Genomic DNA, 18,017 nt, shown 5'->3' on the forward strand with positions numbered 1-18,017 from the left:
GCGCAAGCAGTGCTTATCCCCCTTTTAAGAAGTTAGGGGTGTTAGCTAATTGCTGCATCCGGATAAACAAAATACTATTAAAAACATAAATCTAACTTATTTTCCTTTATTTCCAAATATTATTTATTACCTTATATAATAATCGATTTATAATATAATATACTTTAATGTATACCTAAAATAAACTGAACTTTTTAAATATATCGATGTAAATTTTGCATTGTATTTTAAATTCTCATAAACAAAATTTAATTATTAAAGGTATTGTAACCATAGAAAAAAGTGTAGACAAGGAAACTATAAATACGGAATATTGCCTTCCCTTATTAAAATTCTCTGCAAAAATTGAAGTTGTTGCACCTGCCGGCATAGCTTGCATTAAAATAAAAGTTTTCATAACCATAGAGTTTTCTTTAAAAAAAATTGAAACTATATACAAAACCACAGGTATAAATAAAAGCTTAATAAAAACCCCATAATACATACTTACATCATTAATAAGATTTTTAAAATTGGACTTTGATAATAAACTCCCTATTATAAGCATGGATATGGGAGTAGTTAGACCACCTACTGCTTTCATGGTATCCTGGATTACTGAAGGCACTTTTATAGAAAATATCATAATCAAAATTCCAATTAAAGCAGAGATTATTCCTGGATTTTTTAATATTTTGCCAAATTCCCGAATAGTCTTTATTTCACTAAACAACATTATTCCATAAGTCCATACAAAGATATTAAAAACCATATTGAATATAGATGCATATATAATTCCCTCATTTCCAAAAATACTTTGGGTTATAGGGAATCCCATAAAACCACAATTTGAAAATACCATGGCAAATTGAAGAACATCTCTCTTTTCCTTTTCAATTTTCATCAATAGAGGTTTTACTATTAAAGGAGTTATGGCAAATATAAGAATTGAATAAATAAATGCTTTTACTATATTACTTATTATATCCCTTTCATAAGTAAAACTAAAAGAAGATATAATTAAAAGAGGAAGTGTTACCTCTAATAATAATTTAGATAGTTGATTTGAAAAAGTTTCATCAATAATATCCTTTTTTCCACAATAAAAACCTATTACTGAAATTATAAATAAAGATGCTATTTGTTTAATTACTGTATTTAGTACCATACAATCCCCTTATGATAAATCATAATTTAAAATTTATTGCTTGAAAATATTATTTTTTATAATCCTCCGCCAATTTTTTAAATACCGGCAGTGCATTTACAATTTGCTGTGTCTCTACACAATAAGAAATTCTAACATGGCCAGGACATCCAAAATCATCTCCAGGTACCATTAAAAGATCATATTTTCTAGCCTTTTTACAGAATAAATTTGCATCAGTTTCTAAGGATTGAGGAAATAAATAAAATGCCCCTTGTGGTTCTACACATTTGTAGCCCATTTCTATTAATCCCTTATACAGTAGATTTTTATTTGTTTCATAGATTGAAATATCTGAAGTCTGACCCACACACTTCGCAACAACTTTTTGGAATAAACTAGGTGCATTAACATAGCCAAGTATTCTACCTGCACCACAAACAGCAGCATAAGTATCTTTAAAATTATCCATTTCACTAGGTACAACTATGTATCCTATTCTTTCTCCTGGCAGTGATAATGACTTACTATAGGAATAACAAACAAAAGTATTTTTATAATATTTAGTAATATAAGGCACTTCAACTCCTGCATATACAATTTCCCTATAGGGTTCATCAGATATTAAATAGATTGCATGTCCATATTCTTTAGATTTAACCTCTAAAATAGATACCAGCTTTAATATAGTATCTTCTGAATAAACAGCTCCTGATGGATTATTAGGCGAATTAACAATAACAGCTTTTGTTTTACTGTTAATTTTCTTTTCAAATTCTAAAAAATTAACTTGAAAATTTTCTGTGTTAGCAGGTACAACAATAAGCTTTCCTCCTGAACCCTGTTCTACAAAGCACTTATATTCTGGGAAAAATGGTGCAAAGGTAATAAATTCATCTCCTGGGTTGGTTAAAGCTTTAAAGCATATGCTTATAGATGCTGCAGCTCCTACAGTCATATATAAATTATCTTTAGTAAAATTTGTACCAAATCTTTTATTTATAGATTCAGCAATTACATCTCTTACATTATCATCTCCCTGTGCACTTGTGTATCCATGTACAGCGGTTGATTTTTCATGTTCCAATATATCTAAAATTGCACTTTTTACTGAATCCGGTGATGGAACATTAGGATTTCCAAGGCTAAAATCATATACCTTATCTCTCCCAACTATAGCTGCTCTTTTTTTACCAAATTCAAATATTTCTCTAATAGTAGATCTTTTATTTCCTAATTCCACCATATCTTTTGATAACATATTTTCTCCTCCATATACTATAAATAAAATTTTTATTCAACCTAAATATTTTAAGACAAATCATACCTCCAATTACCTTATATCTACCTTATCTTTTATTTTTTCTAAAGTTTTATCTCCTATTCTATCTATATTTTTTAAATCCTCCACAGATGAAAAACTTCCATTTTGTTCTCTATAATCTATAATTTTTTGTGCCATTACATCCCCTATGCCGGGTATGGTTTTTAATTCTTCTTTAGTAGCACTATTTATATTTATTTTAACATTTTCTGTTGTTTCTCCCTGCATTCCATTTTGTAATTGCAAATTTTCATTATCTAACTTTTTATCTACATATATATAATCTTCATCTTTTAACTTTTTAGCCAAATTCAGTTTATAACTATTAGCTTCATTTGTAAAGCCCCCACATGCTTTTATTAAATCTCCCACTCTACTGTCCTGTTCTAATTTATATACCCCAGGACTTTTAACCTCTCCATTTATATAAACAATTATATTATTGGAAGACTGTTCTACGACACTATCATTAGATTGTTCTTTAAATATATCTTCTTTACTACTAGATATATCATTTACTGATTTTGAATTAACATAAAATATTATTAAAAATAAACTAAGTATTATTAAAATCACAGCAGAACCTATAATCTTCTTCTTATACTTCATTATTTTCCTCCCATAATTTCATATTTCACATATTAATTCAAAATATGTGAAAATTAAATAATTTTATACAAAATCATGTAAATTTCATTATATTATAAGTTGAAATGGTTATAATTTAGGAATATATTGAACTTTACATACTTTGTAATTTTTAATAAAGTATATATTAATATATACAATTTATATTTAAATTATTGACAACTTTAAAAAAATTTGTCGCATATATATTATTTTTTTGATATAATATTTAATGATTATCTTAAAGGAGGAAAAAATGAAAAAAATAATCACATTTATATTATTTTTTCTAATTATCTGTTATACTAATCCCTATAACATTTATGCCAGTGAAACACTTCCTTCTGTTTCAGCTGATAGTGCAGTACTTTTAGATGCCACAACAGGTAAAGTTTTATATGCTAAAAATCCTGATTCCGCCTATCCCCCGGCATCCACTACTAAAATAATGACTGCACTTTTAACCTTTGAAAATGCAAATTTAAATGATAAAGTAATAGTTGGTAAAAATCCAACTCTTGTAGAGGGAACTAGAATAGGTCTTTATGAGGGTGAAGAATTAACTGTAAAAGATTTATTGTACGGTCTTTTGCTAGCCTCGGCTAATGATTGTGCAGAGGCATTAGCGGAATACATAGGAGATGGTTCCTCAAAGAAATTTGCCGTTGAAATGAACAAAAAGGCACATGAACTGGGCGCTTATAATACAAACTTTGTAAATCCCAGTGGACTATTTGATGAGAAACACAAAACTTCTGCAAAGGATTTAGCTCTTATAATGAGAGAATTATGTAAAAATCCTGAATACTCAAAAATCGCTACTACACCATATTATACCATCCCTCCTACCAATAAATCTCCTCGGGAAAGAGGTGTATGGAATGAGAATAGATTAATACAAACAAACTCCACTTATTATTACAGCGGTTGTGAAGGTGGTAAAACAGGATATACAACACAGTCTCTACACTCTTATGTATCTGCAGCTACAAGAAATGGTCAGCGTCTTATTGTAGCCCTGGTACACGACAAAAATAAAACTTTTTTCCCTGATTCCATATCTTTATTTAATTTTGGATTTGATAATTTCAGCCTTGTAAAATTATATTCAAAGGGAGATTTAGTTACAACTTATAATAAAAATAATCTCTCTGTACCACTGATTGCAGCTTCTGATTTTTACTATGTTAAAAATAAAAAGGACACAACTGTTCCCAGTTTCACTCTTAAAAATTCAAATTTATCAGTTAAGTTTTTTAATGCAGGAGAAGTGGTTGAAGAGGCTACCATATCTTTTAAAGGAAAAAATATAGGAAAATTAAATCTTTTAAGTAACTCTAGTCATTATGAAAAACAGACAATAGCTTCCACTCATGTAGAAAATATTATAAAAAATAAATACATATTTTTTATATCAATTATGGTTATATTAACTCTTATAATTTCTTTTACCATAAAAAAAATTATAGTTTCTAAATAAACTAATTTTATCCGAATGCTAGAATTAGCTAATACCCCCATCTTCTTCAAAGTGGGAGATAAGCACAGATAACGCATCTGGATAAGTTCTTCCCCTAAAGGATAACGTATTCTAAGTGCTAAAGACACTAAGAATACTGTTAATAAGGTTCAGATGGAAAAAAGCATTCCTCTATAACAAACTCTACCTGAACCTAAGAATCACTTGATCTACAATAAGGCATCCAAACTTAAAATACAAAGAGATGCCTTATTTTATTTGTTTTATTAAATTTAAAATATCCTCTGGAATATCAGCCTCTAATTCCAATACTTTATCTCCTCTAGGATGAGGAAACTTAAGTCTATAGGCATGAAGAGCCTGTCTATTTATATACCTGTTATCCTCTTCTATTCCATAAAGGGTATCTCCATATAGTGGATGGCCTAAATAACTTAAATGAACTCTAATCTGATGTGTCCTTCCAGTTTTCAACGTGAGCTTTAATATCTGATCAAATTTAAATTCTTCTATAACCTTATAATGCGTAACACTTCTTTGACCTCTTTTATCCACAATTCTTCTTATATCATCTCCTTCAGGTCTGTATATAGGCAAATCTATAATACCCTGTTTTTGTTTCATCTTTCCATGAATTACAGCAATATAGCTTTTTTCAAAATTTTCACTTTTCATATCTCTTGACAGACACATATGGGCAAACTGATTTTTTCCAACTATTATAAGTCCAGAGGTATCCATATCCAGCCTACTTACCAATCTAACTATACAATTTTCTCCATTTTTTTGAAAATAATAAATAAGCCCATTAGCTAAAGTTCCACTAGGATAGCTTCTTGTGGGATGGACTACCATTCCCGGTTTTTTATTTACTACTATTATATCCTTATCTTCATATACCACTTTTATATCCATTTTTTCTGCATCTATATTCTGAGACTCTTCTTTTACTAAATTAAAAGATATAATATCCCCTGATTTTAATACATGATTAAGCTTTACTATTTTATTATCTATTTCTATTCTGCCACTTAAGGCTGCTCCTCTTATGAGTCTTCCTGAAAATCTTTGAATTTTTTTTAAATATTCTTTCAGTTTTAATCCTTGTTCTTCTTCTTTAACTTTAAATACTATTTTATTTTCTTCCATTTAATTTCTCTCCCATTAAATATCATACATAGCTTCAAAAGAGTGAACTCTTTTGAAGCTCACTCCTTTAAATATATTTTTTAATTAATCTACTAATGCTATTACTTCTATCTCAACCAAAGCATCCTTAGGAAGTTTTACTTCTACACAAGACCTTGCAGGCATATCTTTTTGAAAATATCTTGCATACACTTCATTCACATCTGCAAAATCTGACATATTTTTTACATACACAGTAGTCTTAATTACATTTTCAAAACCCGTCCCCGCTTCCTCAAGTAATGCTTTTATATTGGCAAGACACCTTTCGGTAGCTTTTTTTATATCTCCTGAAATTAATTTTCCCGTTTCTGGAACTAAGGGGATTTGACCTGATGTAAATAAAAAATTCCCCACTTTTACAGCTTGTGAATAAGGACCTACAGCTCCAGGAGCTTTTTTTGTATTTATTATTTCTTTTTTCATTATGAAGACCTCCTAAACCTAATTCATAAAATATATGGCATATGTTAATATATATCCCCACTTTGAAGAAGATGGGGTAATAGCTGATTGCCGCATCTTGATAAATTAATTTACAAACAAACAATTTACTTTTTTCCGTTACAGAATACTAAATGATTCCTTCCTTCTATGGTATTTAAATGTAAAAGTTGACCTCTATTTATCACAACTTTAATAGTATTATTAAAAGCATCCAATATTGCACCATTTAAATCTACAAAAGCCTTTTTCCTAAGCTCTTCTACTCCCGGAAAATCTCTACCGGGTTCTATATAGTCTGCAATATATATTATTTTTTCTAGTAAATTCATATCCTTTTTCCCAGTAGTATGACAAGCTATAGCGCTCAATACATCTTCATCAAAAATTCCCATAATTTTTTTTGCAACCACCACAGCCACATTACCATGGAGAAGCTTGGGATTTAATCGGCTCACCTCATCTATAGAAATTCCATTTTTTTCTGCCAAATTCAAAATTTCATTATCCGACATATATTTTGCACAATCATGTATAAGTCCCGCCAGTGCTGCCTTGTTAACATCTCCGTTATAAGCTTCAGCTAATTTTATCGCTGTGCTTTTTACATCCAAACTATGTTTATATCTTTTTTCTGATAATCTCTCCTTTAAATATTCTTTTATCTCCTCTTCACTCCACATCCTATATCACTCCAAAATAAAAAATTATTGAATCTTATTTATAAAGATTTAACTGATTTATAATATTACAAACACTTTCAGGCAAAAAATAGTTCACATTTTTGCCTTCCTTGACACTGTTCCTTATAACTGTAGAAGAAATATCAAATAACGGAGCATCTAAATATATTATATTAGTAGAGTACTTTTCTTCTATTTTTTTTTTCTGAGCCTCTATACTTTCTGAAGTAAATGCTGGAAATCCAGGTCTGTTAAATACTATAAACTTGCATAATCTGAATATACTATCTACCCTACTCCACTTTTCTATATCCATTAAACAATCCGCTCCGGTAAGAAAATGCCATTCAGTTTTTGATTCCAGTTTGTTAAAATGTTCTAAGGTACTATAGGTGTAACTTAAGGTAGGTTTATTCACTTCATAGTTACTTACCGTAAATTTGCTTTCTGATCTTATAGCCACTTTTACCATTTCATATCTTAAAAAAGCATCTGTTATGCTCTTTTTTGCTTTATGTGGTGGATTACCTGTGGGCATAAATACAATTTCATCCAATCCCAATCTATATATTGCCTCATAAGCTATATGTATATGTCCATTATGTATTGGATCAAATGTTCCACCAAAAATAGCTTTTTTAACCATCTATTTTCTCTCCATTATAATATATAATCAAATTCAAAATCATTAAGTCTAACTACATCTCCGTCTTTAATTCCCATATCTACCAATCGCTGCATGACTCCTTTATTTTTAAGTACTTTATGAAAATATCTCAGTTCATTCGCATCGTTTACATTAATACTTGCCAGTAATCTGTCAACAAAACTTCCTTTAACTATATACACATTTCCCTGTTTTTCTATTTCATAGGTGAATTTCTTTTCTTCAGGTATAAATTTATCCTCTTCACTTATATACATATCTGTTACAGGTATGTTGCTAAGCATTGTTGCAGCTTCTTTCATAAGAGCCTCTACTCCCTGCCTTGTAGCTGCAGATATTTTAAAAACCTTATTATACCCCAACTTTCCTACTTTATTCTTAAAACTCTCAAATATACTATCATCATATAACATATCCGCTTTATTGGCAGCAATTATCTGAGGTCTATCCCAAAGCTTCACATCATATTTTTTCAATTCTTCATTTATCTTAATAAAATCTTCAAAAGGCTCTCTTCCTTCTAACCCTGATATATCTACCACATGTATTAAAAGTCTAGTCCTTTCAATATGCCTTAAAAAATCTATTCCAAGGCCTATTCCTTCTGCTGCTCCCTCAATTATACCAGGTATATCCGCTATCACAAAACTTTGTATTCCTGGAATATTCACCATTCCCAAGTTAGGAAACAACGTTGTAAAGTGATAGTTTGCAATTTTAGGGGTTGCTTTAGTAACTACAGATAAAAGAGTTGATTTACCTACATTGGGGAAACCTAAAAGTCCCACATCTGCTAAAATCTTAAGTTCCAATGATATATATCTTTCTTCTCCAGGCATTCCCGGTTCAGCAAAATCTGGTGCCTGCCTTACAGCAGTGGTAAACCTTACATTACCTCTTCCACCTTTTCCACCCTTTGCTACTATATATTTATCTCCAATATGGGAAAGATCTGCCATTATTTTATCTGTATTTACATCTTTTATAACTGTCCCCAAAGGCACCCTTATATATAAATTTTCTCCATTTTTCCCAAAACACTTAGAACCAGAACCATTCTCACCTTTTTCTGCAATATACTTTTTTTTATATGAAAAATCCAATAAAGTAGTAATTTCTGGATCTACTATTAATATAACATCTCCACCTTTTCCTCCATCACCTCCATCAGGGCCTCCACGAGGTACATATTTTTCTCGTCTAAAGGAAATAGCACCATTACCTCCACTGCCTGATTTTACAAATACTTCCGCCCTATCTACAAACATACTAATCACTTCCTTATAAAAAGTTATCAAGTAACTCTTAGGTTCAGTAAAGCTTGCTCCTAAACACTGCTTTTCTTCATCTGAACCTTATTAACAGTATTCTTAGTGTCTTTAGCACTTAGAATACGTTATCCTTTAGGGGAAGAACTTATCCAGATGCGTTATCTGTGCTTATCTCCCACTTTAAAAGAGCTTGGGAATATTAGTTAATCGCTGCTTTCGGATAAATCGTGTTTTCAAAAAAGCACCCTTTTCTCAGGGTGCCTTAATAACAACTATTCAGCTACTAATTCTTCTACCTCTAAAGGATATACACTGGCTTTCTTTTTTGTCTTTCCCATTCTTTCATATCTAACTATGCCATCTATTTTGGAAAATAAAGTGTCGTCAGAGCCTTTTCCTACATTTTTTCCAGGATGAATTTTAGTTCCCCTCTGTCTAACTAATATATTTCCAGCTAAAACAAATTGTCCATCGGCAGACTTAGTTCCAAGTCTCTTGGATTCACTATCTCTACCATTTTTTGAACTACCCATACCTTTTTTATGAGCAAATATCTGAAGATTCATAATAATCATAAATTACACCTCCTCCATTTCCTTTACACTTATATATTCACTAAAACTAATTTCAATACTCTGTAATCCAAGTAACATAGTTTTCATAAGCACCTGGCACTTTGACACATCATTTTCATTTATATTGTCCAATGAAAAACTTAAAAAGCCATCCTCTAAGGAGTATTTTACATTTAATTTTAAAACTTCTGTTATTCCAATTAAAATACTTTGGGATATAGCAGAAACAGCACTGCATACCATATCATATCCCTGTTCTGCTGATTCTGCATGGCCTTTAATTACAACTGAAATCAAATTACCAGATTTTTTATTAAATACTGCCTTAATCATAATTAAGCATCAATTTTTTCAATCTGTAACTTGGTATATGGCTGTCTATGTCCCTGTTTCTTTCTGTAATCTTTTTTAGGCTTATATTTAAATACTATAATCTTCTTAGCTTTTCCTTGACTTAGTACCTTAGCCTTTACTTTAGCTCCTTCAACTACAGGTTTTCCAATCACTAATCCTTCATCCTTATTTACCATAAGTACCTTGTCAAGTTCAATTGTAGAATCAACTTCAGCCTCCAATTTTTCAACGTATATTATGTCTCCTTCTGAAACTTTATACTGTTTTCCTCCAGTAGCTACAACTGCATACATAAAAACACCTCCTCAATCCAGTCTCGCCTAAAAGGTATATTAGAAAAAACTTTCTCAATAATTTATGTAACCTTTCTTGAGCGGTCTACAGCTGTCATTTTAACATATATGCTTCCCTTTGTAAAGTTCTTTCAATTTACTCTGAAATTTTTAAAATTTTCTATATCACTGTCAAATAAAAGTGGTTCTACCTTATAAGATACTTTTTTTCCATAGGTAATATATACCCTTTTATTTTCAGCTTCTATATCTTTTATGAAATCTTTCATATTTTTTTTTATATGATTTTCATAGGACACATCCATCTTAATATGAATATCTTCTACATTCTTTTCATAACACATATTTGAGATTTCATTTTTGATAAGTAAAATCATATAGGATAACTTTATTTTCTTGCCTGTTCCCTCACAACATCTACACTCTTCTTCTATATAATCATTTATGGATCTTCCCATTCTTTTTCTGGCTATTTGTACTAAATTCAACTCTGTGAAAGGATATATTACAGTTTTATTTTTATCCATCAAAAATCCATCTTTCAATTTATCCATAACTTTTTTCTTGTTTTTATTATTATCCATATCTATAAAATCTATAAGTATTATACCATTTAAATTTCTAAGTATTATTTGTGCTGCAATTTCTTCTGCAGCTTGTAGATTAGTAATAAACACAGTCTTGTCCATAGTACTGCTCTTTATATTTTTACCTGAATTAACATCTATTACGAACATAGCTTCTGTTTTATTTATAACTATATATCCACCACATTTTAATTCTATTTTATTATTTCTTAAATTTAATATCTTATTTTCTAGTTCATAATAGGAAAATAGATTCTTATTTCCCGTGTATAATTGCAAATTTACACGTGCATTATGTAATCCTTTTAAAAAATCTTCTACATATTTATAATCCCTCTGGTTATTTACATATATTATAAAATCATCATCAATAAGTTTATCTCTAAGCACTTCTCCCAGTATTCCACCATTATCAAATAATAACCTTGGTTTTTGTAAATATGCAGCTGATTTTATTACCTGACTATATACTCTATATAATCTTTCCATTTCATTATGTAATATCTCAATAGGAATATTTTCACTTTCAGTTCTTATCATCAGTCCAATTCCCTCAGGTAGTTTTAATGATTTCAATATATCTTTTTTAAAAGATTCATTATGTATTTTTTTGGAAAATTGTATTTCATTACCAGAACTATTTAAAACACAATATTTACCAGGTATGCTTATATTTTTTACAATTTTAGCTCCTTTTTTTCCCTGATCTTCCTTTAAAATTTCTCCTAAAACAATATCTCCTTTTTTCAAGTTAAGATTTTTAAATTTTTTATCCATATACATATAAGCATTTCTTCTGCATCCTATATCTACAAAAGCACACTTTATAGCAGGAACTATATTTTTAACTATACCCATATATATTTCTCCTGGATAGGCATTTCCATCTTGCTCTCTTATAAAACATTCTTTAATTATTTTTTCCTGTCTTATAATTATCCTTAAAACTTTTGTTGCTCTTTCAACAAATATTTCTTTCAAATATAATTCACCTCTTCTTAAAACCAACTATCTATAGGAAATAAATTTTAATGTATTTTATCTACATATTCATATAATGGAATTAACTTATTTCTTATTTCTCCATACATTTCTTTTCTCATTATATTAATAAAAGAATTTTTATCAGAACCTTCAATGGTATTTTGTATATAATTTGACAAAAGTTTCGGTGATAAGTTATCAAGACTTCCACAGCAAATAGTAGTATCTAGAACCAATTTATTATCACAAATAAAATAATGTATACACTTTACTAGCTTTTTTATATCCGTTTCTTTTTCACCTTTTTTGGTTCTTTTCAAGGTAGTCCAAACTGACATATTCATTAAATCTTTCATATGTTCTTCTATCTCACTAGTATCTATATAAGGTATTTGTATACTATATTTAGCTGCTCTAATTGCTGCCATAGATTTAAATATCTTTTTATTTTCTACATTGTAAACTTTATTTGCTCTTGATATTTTTATCCCTAAAGGAGCACTCTTATTTAATTTTTCTATAATTTCTTCTTCAGACGTTTCACTTTCAAAATATACATCCATGTATTCTCCACAAGAATATATTCCTACTGCCAGAGGCTGTGCTATAGACATATTTATATGAGGATTAAATCCTTTGGAATATTCCACTGGGAGAGCTGATCTCTTTATCATTCTCTGTATAGTTCTCATCAGATCTAAATGACCTATAAATTTTATGCTATCCTTTTTACTGAATTTTATTAAATACTGCTCCTTCAAAGCATTTACCTCCTAAATTAACATTCACCCCACAATTTTTACATCCTATTCTACAGTCAGGAGTTACTAAAGCTTTTTTAGCTTTTTCATTTTCTTCTATTAAAAACTCCTTATCCACTCCTATATCTATAAAATCCCATGGAAGTATTTCATCATAACTTCTGTTTCTGTAGATATAAAAATCTGAATCTACTTTACATTCTCGAAAAGCCTCCATCCATAATTCAAAATTAAAATATTCCGACCATCCATCGAATTTAGCCCCTTTTTCATAAGCTCTAACTAATACATCACATATTTTCCTATCTCCCCGGGCAAAAGCAGCCTCTAAATAACTTACTGGTGTTTCATGCCAGTTATATACTATATTTTTGCTTTTTATGGAAGATCTTAAGACTTTAATCTTATCTCTGATTTCTTCCATTTTTGCCTGAGGTGACCATTGAAAAGCGGTAAAAGGTTTAGGTACAAATATAGAAGTACTAACTGTTACCTTCAATCCTTTTTTTCTTATATTTTTCGGAATGCCAAAATACTCATCCACTACTTTTTGAGATAAATCTGCTATACCTTTTACATCTTCTGTGGTCTCATAGGGAAGTCCTATCATAAAATACAATTTTATAGTAGACCATCCTGATAAAAATGCACTTTTTACAGAATTCATTAAATCCTCTTCTGTAACACCCTTGTTTATCACATCTCTCATCCTCTGGCTGCCGGCCTCCGGAGCAAAAGTAAGACCTGTTTTTCTTACTTTTTGAATTTCATTTATAAGCTCTACAGAAAAAGAATCTATTCTAAGAGAAGGAAGAGATACTCCTACTTTATCTTTCTCATATTTTTCAATAAAATTATACACTAAATTTTTTAAATCAGAATAATCACATATACTTAATGAAGTTAACGATACTTCTGAGTAGCCAGTACTCTTTATTAGTTTATCTACCTGTTCTAATAATTTTGATGTACTTTTTTCTCTTACAGGCCTATATATTATACCTGCCTGACAAAATCTACAACCTCTTGTACATCCTCTAAAAGTCTCAAGAACTATTCTATCATGTACTATGTCGGTATAGGGTACTATAAGCTTATCGGGATAAGCTATATCATTAAAATTTTTAATTATTCTTTTAATAATTTTTTTAGGTACGTCCTTATAAAGAGGTTTAAACTCTTTAATAGTGCCATCTTCATTATAATATACATCATAAAGTGAAGGTACATATATACCTTCTATGTGGCATACATTTCTTAAAAATTTTTTTTTATTTCCCTTATGAATTTTATATAAATCCATAACTTCATTTATTTGTTCTTCTCCTTCTCCTATTGCAAACAAATCCGCTATATCCCATAGAGGTTCAGGATTATATGCACAGGGTCCTCCACACATAATTATAGGAGCCTCTTCCCCTCTTTCTGATGCTCTAACAGGTAATCCTGCCAAATTTAACATATTCAAAATATTAGTATAACTCATTTCGTATTGAAGCGTAAAACCTATAAAGTCAAAATTCACTATTGGTTCTTTACTTTCAAGTCCATATAATAATATATGATTTTCTCTCATAAGTTCTTCCATATCTGGCCAGGGTGCAAATACCCTCTCACAATAAGTATCTTCTCGTTCGTTTAATATGTAATACAATATTTTCATGCCTAAATGGGACATACCTACTTCATACACATCTGGAAAACAAAATGCATAATGAATATCTATTTTTTCTTTATCTTTTATGTAACAATTCATTTCACCGCCAATATAACGGGCAGGTTTTTCTACTTTAAATAATATATCATCAGAAATTCTATTCATTAAAATCCTCCTCTTAGGTATTCATCATTATATTTTAGCATACCCCTAAACAATTTGAAATGCAAAAATCAAGTTATATATTGTTAGACATAATATTACTTAAATTATAAAAAGTACAGATACACCAGTAGTGCACTGTACTTTATCTATTTACCTTCATAAACTCTTCTACAGTTATATTTCCATATAACTTTAAAGCATCAATTATTTCCTCTTCATATATCAAATCCATTACATTCATTTCATCATCTAATACTGTAAATATATTATATTTCCCTTTGTCAAACAACCCCATAGCTGTAAGAAGATTTTGTTTATAATGTATAGATAAATTTCTATTTTCAATATAACCTCTCTTTATAAATTTATACTTCTTTTTAATAATATCTCCCATAATTATATAAGATGTCCTTTCATTTTCTCTCAATGATGTAGTCATTATAAATGTCGCTATTACTCCTATACTGAAATTATTATGTCCATTAAAAAATAGAAATACATAAACTAACATAAGCATTATTCCAATAATTATGCTTATTACTATGGTGATCTTATTTGCCTTCCTATATGGTATCTTAAAATTCAAAATACTTCTAAGTATTCTTCCTCCATCTAGGGGAAAGGCAGGTATCAGATTGAATAATCCTATGGCTAGATTTATAGAAAAAAGCATATAACAAAAATCCAAGTATGAAATTTTATATATAAAATAAAAAAATCCACTAAATATCAAATTAAATGCTGGACCAGAAATTGAAATTATTAAATCCTCTTTAGGAAATGCTTCATCTAAATCCTTAAGTTTTATAACGGCTCCCACTGCTATAAATTCTATGTCAAACCCAGAAAATTTATAATATCTAGAAAATAAATAATGAATAACTTCATGAAAAAAAACTACCACAGCTGTATAAATAAGCTGCCCTTTATAACCTATGACAATCAAAAGTATTATATAGGGAATAAAATATTTATTTATTTTAATCACAAAAATACCTCTTAAAATTTATTTTTCCCCATTAATCCTAAGTTCCTTAACTGTATTTTTTATTCTATCTTCAATATAGTTTATATTGATACTATTTAATTGAGTTTTTAATTTACTATAGTTATAATTTTGATTTATTATGCTCTTAGAATAATTATATACACTTTTAGCCTGAGGATTTGAAGCTACTTTACATAATATAATAAATATAAATAATACCAATACTCCTATTAGATCTCTTATGATTCTTCTAACTAAATAGTTTCCTTTTTTATTGAAATAATTCTCTTTATTGGATACTCTTTCTCTATAATAAGGTGAATAATTAAGTTTTCTCCTTAATGAACCATAATATTTTTCATATTCTGAATCATAATATCCCACAACATCCTCCTTTTTAAATAACGTGCTACTTAATATATATTTAAATGTTACTATATTTATGACTAGAAATTATGGGTAGGTATATCAATGAAACCTTAATATAAATTAATACAAAAGACTTTATAACATACATAACTACTATCTTTTAAACATTATTTATTTTAACTTTTAAATATCTTAAAAATTAATCTTCTTTCTTCTCATACCTATATTCAAAATTAACGATATACTTATAAAAGCTGCCAAAATAGAACTTCCCCCATAACTCATAAAAGGTAATGTAATGCCTGTTATAGGTAATAAACCTATGGTCATGCCTACATTTTGAAAGATAGAAAATAACATAGAAGATACAATACCTACACACACCATAGAACCAAATATATCCTTAGATTCTCTGGCTATATTTATAGAACGATATATTACAATTCCATAAAATGCTATCAGTGAAAATGCTCCTATAAGTCCCCATTCCTCTCCAACTACAGAAAAAATAAAATCTGTATGAGATTCTGGAACATATCCTCCGGATATTTGAGTTCCTTTTAAAAATCCTTTTCCTAAAATTCCTCCTGAGCCAATTCCTATTTTTGACTGTGTAAGCTGAAGTGCATAAGTCAACTGGTATTTATCAGCATTGAACAGAGCTATAATCCTCATCTTTTGATAGTACGGTATAAGTGTGGACTGCCAGGCCACAGCCACCACCAATGTTAATCCTAATATTCCCCCAAGTATCACCTTCAGATCCAATCCTGAAACAAAATATATTCCAAGCACAGTAAAAAAACAAATCATAGTCATTCCCATATCAGGCTGCTTTACAATCAAAGCCATAGGAATAACTGCATATATTGTAAGCTTTAAAAAATTTTTCAAGTTATTAATATTTCCTTCCATATCATCTAATTGTTTTGCCAGCATAAGTATAATTCCTACTTTGGCAAATTCAGAAGGCTGCATGGTAAATCCTCCAATTTTAATCCAGGAAGAAGCTCCATTGACCGTATATTTAAATATAGGAATACAGTTTATAATAAGTAAGAATACTCCAACCCAGTATATTATACTGGCATAACTTTTTATTAAAGAATAATCTATTAAAAGTATAAAATAGATTAATATAAATCCCATAACTATCCAAACAAGCTGAGACTTCAAATACTGATTGCCATAACTCAGATGAGAAGCACTATATATGTTTAAGCTTCCAAATACACATATAATTAATATTGTAATAAGTATAGGAAAATCAAACTCTCTTAAGAATCTTTTATTAATAGTAAATTTTTCAAGAAACATTTATATCCCTCCAATATAACTATAATGATTATACCACAGCAAAATAAAAAAGCTATGTAAATACATAGCTATTTATTATATTTAACTTTTTTTACAGGTATATTGGCAACAAGTGCTACCGGATCTTCTTCAACTTCCTCAGTAACTGTCATCCTAACATCTATTTCAGAGTAATTTATTTCCATATATTTTGAAAGTACTTTAAGTATATCTTCTTTTATATCCTCTAATACTTCCTGTGGCATACTACATCTGTCATTTATAAGTATTAACCTCAACCTCTCTTTAGCTACGTCTTTGGAAGATGGCTTGGAAAACACTCTAAATAAATCCATTGCCTTACCCCCCTTATTTAATACCAAATATTTTTTTTATAGATGAAAATAATCCTTCTTGCCCACTACTTAAATCTATAAGAGGTACCTCTTCTCCTATTATTCTTTTTGCTATGTTTCTAAAAGCCTGTCCTGAAATAGCACTTTTATCTAATACTATTGGTTCTCCTTTATTAGTTGAAACAGTTATACTTCTGTCATCTGGTACTACCCCTATAAGTTCTATAGCTAAACTATCCAATATATCATTTACATCTAACATCTCTCCATTTTTAGTCATTTTATAATTTATTCTATTTATTATAAGTTGGTGATTTTCAAGACCTTTAGCATCAAGTTTGCCAATAACCCTATCAGAATCCCTAACAGAAGTAACTTCAGGATTTACTACTATTAATGCCCTATCTGCACCTACTACAGCATTTTCAAATCCCTGTTCAATTCCTGCCGGACAATCTATTATTACGTAATCATAGTCTACCTTTAATTCTTCTACCAAATTCATCATCTGCTCTGAACTTATATCTTCCTTATCTCTTGTTTGTGCTGTAGGTAAAAGATATAGATTAGGTAATCTCTTATCTTTTATAAGAGCCTGTTTAAGTCTGCATTTATTTTCTAATACATCTAATAAAGTAAATACAATTCTATTCTCAAGTCCCATAAGAATATCTAGATTTCTAAGTCCAGTATCCCCATCTACTACTACTACATTTTTATTTAAAGCAGCTAATCCTGTACCTATATTAGCTGTAGTAGTAGTTTTTCCAACTCCCCCCTTGCCTGATGTTACTACAATTGCTTCTCCCATTTACACTACCT

General features: G+C 29.5%; 20 protein-coding genes. 1 reads left to right on the plus strand and 19 read right to left on the minus strand.

Annotated elements, in window-relative coordinates; genetic code table 11:
- Window positions 1–235: 235 nt before the first annotated feature.
- The 3 genes from AB3K27_RS16820 to AB3K27_RS16830 all read right to left on the minus strand — a co-directional run bounded on the left by AB3K27_RS16820 (window position 236) and on the right by AB3K27_RS16830 (window position 3,059).
- Complete coding sequence (locus tag AB3K27_RS16820; protein ID WP_368488521.1) at window positions 236–1,147, minus strand: AEC family transporter; 912 nt, start codon at window positions 1,145–1,147, stop codon at window positions 236–238.
- Between the two features lie 49 nt (window positions 1,148–1,196).
- The gene (locus AB3K27_RS16825; protein ID WP_368488522.1) at window positions 1,197–2,387 is read right to left on the minus strand and encodes a pyridoxal phosphate-dependent aminotransferase; all 1,191 of its coding nucleotides are present in this window, start codon (window positions 2,385–2,387) and stop codon (window positions 1,197–1,199) included.
- A 72-nt stretch (window positions 2,388–2,459) separates the two neighbouring features.
- A complete protein-coding gene (locus AB3K27_RS16830; protein WP_368488523.1) occupies window positions 2,460–3,059 on the minus strand; it encodes a helix-hairpin-helix domain-containing protein in 600 nt (199 codons plus the stop codon).
- A gap of 274 nt (window positions 3,060–3,333) precedes the next feature.
- Between AB3K27_RS16830 and AB3K27_RS16835 the strand changes: the two genes are divergently transcribed.
- Window positions 3,334–4,557, plus strand: coding sequence for a serine hydrolase (locus AB3K27_RS16835; protein ID WP_368488524.1), 1,224 nt, complete (start codon window positions 3,334–3,336; stop codon window positions 4,555–4,557).
- Window positions 4,558–4,806: 249 nt separating this feature from the next.
- On the opposite strand, the gene AB3K27_RS16840 is transcribed toward AB3K27_RS16835, so the two are convergent.
- The 16 genes from AB3K27_RS16840 to minD form a co-directional block, all read right to left on the minus strand.
- Complete coding sequence (locus AB3K27_RS16840) at window positions 4,807–5,706, minus strand: RluA family pseudouridine synthase (protein ID WP_368488525.1); 900 nt, start codon at window positions 5,704–5,706, stop codon at window positions 4,807–4,809.
- A gap of 84 nt (window positions 5,707–5,790) precedes the next feature.
- Window positions 5,791–6,171 (minus strand): RidA family protein, encoded by a 381-nt coding sequence (locus AB3K27_RS16845; RefSeq protein ID WP_368488526.1) that lies wholly within the window; start codon window positions 6,169–6,171, stop codon window positions 5,791–5,793.
- Window positions 6,172–6,296: 125 nt separating this feature from the next.
- Window positions 6,297–6,872: a bis(5'-nucleosyl)-tetraphosphatase (symmetrical) YqeK gene (yqeK, locus tag AB3K27_RS16850; RefSeq protein ID WP_368488527.1), complete on the minus strand. Its 576-nt coding sequence runs from the start codon at window positions 6,870–6,872 to the stop codon at window positions 6,297–6,299.
- A gap of 34 nt (window positions 6,873–6,906) precedes the next feature.
- Window positions 6,907–7,518 carry a nicotinate-nucleotide adenylyltransferase gene (nadD, locus tag AB3K27_RS16855; protein WP_368488528.1) on the minus strand — a complete coding sequence of 204 codons (612 nt, stop codon included), beginning with the start codon at window positions 7,516–7,518 and terminating at the stop codon, window positions 6,907–6,909.
- 14 nt (window positions 7,519–7,532) lie between these two features.
- On the minus strand, window positions 7,533–8,807 hold the full coding sequence (gene obgE / locus AB3K27_RS16860; RefSeq protein WP_368488529.1) for a GTPase ObgE: 1,275 nt from the start codon (window positions 8,805–8,807) through the stop codon (window positions 7,533–7,535).
- A 275-nt stretch (window positions 8,808–9,082) separates the two neighbouring features.
- Window positions 9,083–9,385 carry a 50S ribosomal protein L27 gene (gene rpmA, locus AB3K27_RS16865; protein WP_368488530.1) on the minus strand — a complete coding sequence of 101 codons (303 nt, stop codon included), beginning with the start codon at window positions 9,383–9,385 and terminating at the stop codon, window positions 9,083–9,085.
- A 3-nt stretch (window positions 9,386–9,388) separates the two neighbouring features.
- Window positions 9,389–9,718: a ribosomal-processing cysteine protease Prp gene (locus AB3K27_RS16870; protein WP_368488531.1), complete on the minus strand. Its 330-nt coding sequence runs from the start codon at window positions 9,716–9,718 to the stop codon at window positions 9,389–9,391.
- A 2-nt stretch (window positions 9,719–9,720) separates the two neighbouring features.
- Window positions 9,721–10,032: a 50S ribosomal protein L21 gene (gene rplU, locus AB3K27_RS16875; protein WP_368488532.1), complete on the minus strand. Its 312-nt coding sequence runs from the start codon at window positions 10,030–10,032 to the stop codon at window positions 9,721–9,723.
- Window positions 10,033–10,163: 131 nt separating this feature from the next.
- Entirely contained in the window at window positions 10,164–11,600 is a 1,437-nt protein-coding gene (locus AB3K27_RS16880) for a ribonuclease E/G (protein WP_368488533.1), read from the minus strand.
- A gap of 47 nt (window positions 11,601–11,647) precedes the next feature.
- Window positions 11,648–12,364 (minus strand): TIGR03936 family radical SAM-associated protein, encoded by a 717-nt coding sequence (locus tag AB3K27_RS16885; RefSeq protein WP_368488534.1) that lies wholly within the window; start codon window positions 12,362–12,364, stop codon window positions 11,648–11,650.
- Complete coding sequence (locus AB3K27_RS16890; protein ID WP_368488535.1) at window positions 12,333–14,186, minus strand: TIGR03960 family B12-binding radical SAM protein; 1,854 nt, start codon at window positions 14,184–14,186, stop codon at window positions 12,333–12,335. The genes AB3K27_RS16885 and AB3K27_RS16890 overlap by 32 nt, the downstream gene beginning before the upstream one ends.
- A 142-nt stretch (window positions 14,187–14,328) precedes the next feature.
- Complete coding sequence (locus AB3K27_RS16895) at window positions 14,329–15,174, minus strand: M50 family metallopeptidase (protein WP_368488536.1); 846 nt, start codon at window positions 15,172–15,174, stop codon at window positions 14,329–14,331.
- Between the two features lie 18 nt (window positions 15,175–15,192).
- Complete coding sequence (locus AB3K27_RS16900; protein ID WP_368488537.1) at window positions 15,193–15,558, minus strand: endopeptidase; 366 nt, start codon at window positions 15,556–15,558, stop codon at window positions 15,193–15,195.
- A gap of 177 nt (window positions 15,559–15,735) precedes the next feature.
- Window positions 15,736–16,860 (minus strand): rod shape-determining protein RodA, encoded by a 1,125-nt coding sequence (rodA, locus tag AB3K27_RS16905; RefSeq protein ID WP_368488538.1) that lies wholly within the window; start codon window positions 16,858–16,860, stop codon window positions 15,736–15,738.
- Window positions 16,861–16,928: 68 nt separating this feature from the next.
- Window positions 16,929–17,195 carry a cell division topological specificity factor MinE gene (gene minE / locus AB3K27_RS16910; protein WP_368488539.1) on the minus strand — a complete coding sequence of 89 codons (267 nt, stop codon included), beginning with the start codon at window positions 17,193–17,195 and terminating at the stop codon, window positions 16,929–16,931.
- 13 nt (window positions 17,196–17,208) lie between these two features.
- Window positions 17,209–18,006 carry a septum site-determining protein MinD gene (gene minD / locus AB3K27_RS16915; protein ID WP_368488540.1) on the minus strand — a complete coding sequence of 266 codons (798 nt, stop codon included), beginning with the start codon at window positions 18,004–18,006 and terminating at the stop codon, window positions 17,209–17,211.
- Window positions 18,007–18,017 lie beyond the last annotated feature (11 nt).

Source organism: Clostridium sp. BJN0013, assembly GCF_040939125.1.
In the GTDB taxonomy this organism is placed as follows: Bacteria; Bacillota; Clostridia; order Clostridiales; family Clostridiaceae; genus Clostridium_B.